Source organism: Trueperella sp. LYQ141, from assembly GCF_046599555.1.
GTDB lineage: Bacteria > Actinomycetota > Actinomycetes > Actinomycetales > Actinomycetaceae > Trueperella.
In genome coordinates, this window is the sequence record NZ_JBKIWQ010000016.1 from 1 (window position 1) to 5,231 (window position 5,231).

At 54.0% G+C, this 5,231-nt stretch carries 3 rRNA genes; all 3 read right to left on the reverse strand.

Going from position 1 to position 5,231, the window contains the following annotated elements:
- Window positions 1-78: 78 nt before the first annotated feature.
- The 3 genes from rrf to ACLHIJ_RS08835 all read right to left on the reverse strand — a co-directional run bounded on the left by rrf (window position 79) and on the right by ACLHIJ_RS08835 (window position 5,093).
- Window positions 79-195 (reverse strand): 5S ribosomal RNA (gene rrf / locus ACLHIJ_RS08825).
- Window positions 196-286: 91 nt separating this feature from the next.
- Window positions 287-3,368: ribosomal RNA gene (locus ACLHIJ_RS08830) — 23S ribosomal RNA — on the reverse strand.
- A gap of 201 nt (window positions 3,369-3,569) precedes the next feature.
- Window positions 3,570-5,093, reverse strand: a 16S ribosomal RNA gene (locus tag ACLHIJ_RS08835).
- The 16S, 23S and 5S rRNA genes sit together here, the layout of an rRNA operon.
- Between the last annotated feature and the right edge of the window lie 138 nt (window positions 5,094-5,231).

The following is a 5,231-nucleotide window of genomic DNA, read 5'->3' on the forward strand; positions in this document are numbered from 1 at the left end:
TGTGTGTTTTTGGGTGTGTGTTAGGCGCGGAGAGAAGTGTTTTTTCTCTTCGCGCCTATGTGTTGTTATGTGGTTGTGTGACGGCGGTGTCCTACTCTCCCACACCCTCGCGGGTGCAGTACCATCGGCGCTGGTAGGCTTAGCTTCCGGGTTCGGAATGGGGCCGGGCGTTTCCCTACCGCTATAGCCACCGTCAAAACTTTGGGGTTCCTTTTCGTGGTGGTGGCCCATAATCGTATAGTAGATGCGAGTTTGTTGTGTCAACACCAGGGTGTTGACATGTTGTTGTTGTAAGTTATCGGCCGATTAGTACCAGTCAGCTGAACATGTTACCATGCTTACACATCTGGCCTATCACCCCATGTTCTTTAGGGGGCCTCTCACTCCTTAAGGGAGCAGTGAAACGTTATCTTGAAGCAGGCTTCCCACTTAGATGCTTTCAGCGGTTATCCCTTCCGAACGTAGCCAACCAGCCATGCACCTGGCGGTACAACTGGCACACCAGAGGTTCGTCCGTCCCGGTCCTCTCGTACTAGGGACAGCCCTTCTCACGTTTCGAACGCGCGCAGCGGATAGGGACCGAACTGTCTCACGACGTTCTGAACCCAGCTCGCGTACCGCTTTAATGGGCGAACAGCCCAACCCTTGGGACCTACTCCAGCCCCAGGATGCGACGAGCCGACATCGAGGTGCCAAACCATGCCGTCGATATGAACTCTTGGGCAGGATCAGCCTGTTATCCCCGGGGTACCTTTTATCCGTTGAGCGACGGCGCTTCCACAAGCCACCGCCGGATCACTAGTTCCTACTTTCGTACCTGCTCGACTTGTCAGTCTCACAGTCAAGCTCCCTTATACACTTACACTCAACACCTGATTGCCAACCAGGCTGAGGGAACCTTTGAGCGCCTCCGTTACCTTTTAGGAGGCAACCGCCCCAGTTAAACTACCCACCAGGCACTGTCCCTGAACCAGATCATGGTCCAAGGTTAGACATCCAGCACGATCAGAGTGGTATTTCAACAATGACTCCACCCCCACTAGCGTGAAGGCTTCACAGTCTCCCACCTATCCTACACAAACCGTACCAAACACCAATACCAAGCTATAGTAAAGGTCCCGGGGTCTTTCCGTCCTGCTGCGCGTAACGAGCATCTTTACTCGTAATGCAATTTCACCGAGTTCGCGGTTGAGACAGTGGAGAAGTCGTTACGCCATTCGTGCAGGTCGGAACTTACCCGACAAGGAATTTCGCTACCTTAGGATGGTTATAGTTACCACCGCCGTTTACTGGGGCTTAAATTCTTAGCTTCACCCCCACAAGGAGGGCTGACCAATCCTCTTAACCTTCCAGCACCGGGCAGGCGTCAGTCCGTATACATCCACTTACGTGTTCGCACGGACCTGTGTTTTTGATAAACAGTCGCTTCTCCCTGGTTTCTGCGGCCATCACCCCTAGCACGCAAGGTGCTTCAAGGATCAGGCCCCCCTTCTCCCGAAGTTACGGGGGCATTTTGCCGAGTTCCTTAACCACGATTCACTCGAACGCCTTAGTATACTCTACTTGACCACCTGTGTCGGTTTAGGGTACGGGCGGCTAAAACCTAACGTCGAGGCTTTTCTTGGCACCACAGGATCACTCTACTTCCCCAACAAAATGGGTCATCATCCAGCCTCACTCACACGCTTCCCGGATTTACCTAGGAAACAAGCTGCGCTGTTAAACGTGGCAAGCCATTAGCCACGCGGAAGCTACCACTGTGCGTCACCCCTGTTAACACGCTTGCCTACAACAAGATCAGGTCCCACGCCGAACACAACCCACAACCCCGAAAGGAAGTAGACGTGCCGGGATGGTTAGTATCCCTCGCTTCAACATGGACGGTTTTTCGCCGGTACCAGAATAACAACTGGTTGCCCATCGACTACGCCTGTCGGCCTCGCCTTAGGACCCGACTAACCCAGGGCGGAACAACCTGGCCCTGGAACCCTTGGTCAAACGGCGGACGGGATTCTCACCCGTCATTCGCTACTCATGCCTGCATTCTCACTCGCGTCCAGTCCACCACCCATCACCAGGCAGCTTCATCCCAAACACGACGCTCCCCTACCCAACAGTAAAAACTATTGCCACGGTTTCGGCGGTGTACTTAGCCCCGCTACATTGTCGGCGCGGAATCACTTGACCAGTGAGCTATTACGCACTCTTTCAAGGATGGCTGCTTCTAAGCCAACCTCCTGGTTGTCACAGCAACTCCACATCCTTTCCCACTTAGCACACCCTTAGGGGCCTTAACCGATGATCTGGGCTGTTTCCCTCTCGACTACGAAGCTTATCCCCCGCAGTCTCACTGCCACGCTCAACTTAACCGGCATTCGGAGTTTGGCTGATCTCAGTACCCGGATAAGGGCCATCAACCATCCAGTCGCTCTACCACCAGCAAGCACACGCAACGCTGCACCTAAATGCATTTCGGGGAGAACCAGCTATCACGAAGTTTGATTGGCCTTTCACCCCTACCCACAGGTCATCCCCTCCATTTTCAACTGAAGTGGGTTCGGGCCTCCACACGCTCTTACACGTGCTTCACCCTGCCCATGGGTAGATCACCTCGCTTCGGGTCTAGAACATGCAACTCAAACGCCCTATTCAGACTCGCTTTCACTACGACTACCCCACACGGGTTAATCTCGCTACACATCCTAACTCGCAGGCTCATTCTTCAAAAGGCACGCCATCACCCCCACCAAGAAGGCTCTGACGGATTGTAAGCGTCCGGTTTCAGGTACTATTTCACTCCCCTCCCGGGGTACTTTTCACCATTCCCTCACGGTACTAATACACTATCGGTCACACGAAGTATTTAGGCTTACCCAGTGGTCTGGGCAGATTCACACGAGATTTCACGAGCCCCGTGCTACTCGGGATAACCACTATGAAGACTGCCGCATTTCACCTACGGGACTATCACCCTCTACGGTCCAGCTTCCCAACTGATTCACCTATACAACAGTTTTATCACTCCACGGCCACACATCGGCATGACCACACAGCATCCCACAACCCCGGATATGCAACGCCCGACGACTATCACACACACCCGGTTTAGCCTCATCCGCTTTCGCTCGCCACTACTCACAGAATATCTTTTCCTGCGGGTACTAAGATGTTTCACTTCCCCGCGTCACCCCCACCACCCTATACATTCAGATGGCAGTAACTAGAAACAACTCTAGCCAGGTTCCCCCATTCGGAAACCCTCGGATCACAGCTCGTATGCCAACTCCCCGAGGAATATCGCAGGCTACAACGTCCTTCATCGGCTTCGTGTACCAAGGCATCCACCGAACGCCCTTAAACACTTACAAAAACCAAAGATGCTCGCATCCACTATACAATTATCAACCACCACACAGACACCACAACCACCCCACGCAAACCACGCAGAACAATCGCAGACCCAGGTGTTACCCCACACCCCAACAGCATGCCAGTTTCTTACGCTCCACAAACACCCCAAACAAACAGCACGCACCACAACAGCACGCACCACAACAGGGGCTCCTTAGAAAGGAGGTGATCCAGCCGCACCTTCCGGTACGGCTACCTTGTTACGACTTCGTCCCAATCGCTAGTCCCACCTTCGACCGCTCCCGCCCAAAAAGGGTTAGGCCACGGGCTTCGGGTGTTGCCAACTTTCGTGACGTGACGGGCGGTGTGTACAAGGCCCGAGAACGTATTCACCGCAGCGTTGCTGATCTGCGATTACTAGCGACTCCGACTTCATAGGGTCGAGTTGCAGACCCCAATCCGAACTGAGACCAGCTTTAAGGGATTCGCTCCGCCTTACAACATCGCAACCCTCTGTACTGGCCATTGTAGCATGCGTGAAGCCCAAGACATAAGGGGCATGATGATTTGACGTCATCCCCACCTTCCTCCGAGTTAACCCCGGCAGTCTCTCGTGAGTCCCCACCCGAAGTGCTGGCAACACGAGACAAGGGTTGCGCTCGTTGCGGGACTTAACCCAACATCTCACGACACGAGCTGACGACAACCATGCACCACCTGTACACCAGCCCGAAGGCCACCACATCTCTGCAGTGTTCCAGTGTATGTCAAGCCTTGGTAAGGTTCTTCGCGTTGCCTCGAATTAATCCGCATGCTCCGCCGCTTGTGCGGGCCCCCGTCAATTCCTTTGAGTTTTAGCCTTGCGACCGTACTCCCCAGGCGGGGCACTTAATGCGTTAGCTGCGGCGCAGAACCCGTGGAAAAGGCCCCACACCTAGTGCCCAACGTTTACGGCGTGGACTACCAGGGTATCTAATCCTGTTCGCTACCCACGCTTTCGCTCCTCAGCGTCAGTAATGGCCCAGTAACCTGCCTTCGCCATCGGTGTTCCTCCTGATATCTGCGCATTTCACCGCTACACCAGGAATTCCAGTTACCCCTACCACACTCTAGTCTGCCCGTACCCACTGCAACCCCGGAGTTAAGCCCCGGTCTTTCACAGCAGGCGCAACAAACCGCCTACGAGCTCTTTACGCCCAATAATTCCGGACAACGCTCGCGCCCTACGTATTACCGCGGCTGCTGGCACGTAGTTAGCCGGCGCTTCTTCTGCACATACCGTCACTTACGCTTCTTCTGTGCTGAAAGGAGTTTACAACCCGAAAGCCTTCATCCCCCACGCGGCGTCGCTGCATCAGACTTGCGTCCATTGTGCAATATTCCCCACTGCTGCCTCCCGTAGGAGTCTGGGCCGTATCTCAGTCCCAATGTGGCCGGTCACCCTCTCAGGCCGGCTACCCGTCGAAGCCTTGGTAGGCCATCACCCCACCAACAAGCTGATAGGCCGTGAGCCCATCCCTAACCGAAAAAACTTTCCAACCCCCGCCATGCGACAGAAGCAGAATATCCAGTATTACACCCAGTTTCCCAGGCCTATCCCAAAGTCAAGGGCAGGTTACTCACGTATTACTCACCCGTTCGCCACGCTATACACCCCCCGAAAGAGGCTTTAACCGTTCGACTTGCATGTGTTAAGCACGCCGCCAGCGTTCGTCCTGAGCCAGGATCAAACTCTCCACAAAAAACCAGAGAGCAAACCAGCTCAAAAAACCAGAAACATCTGGCACAAAAACCCAGCCAGCACCAAACAAAACATCCAGCACCAACCAGAAAACAAAAACATAAAAAACTAGCACACTATTGAGATATCAAACAACACA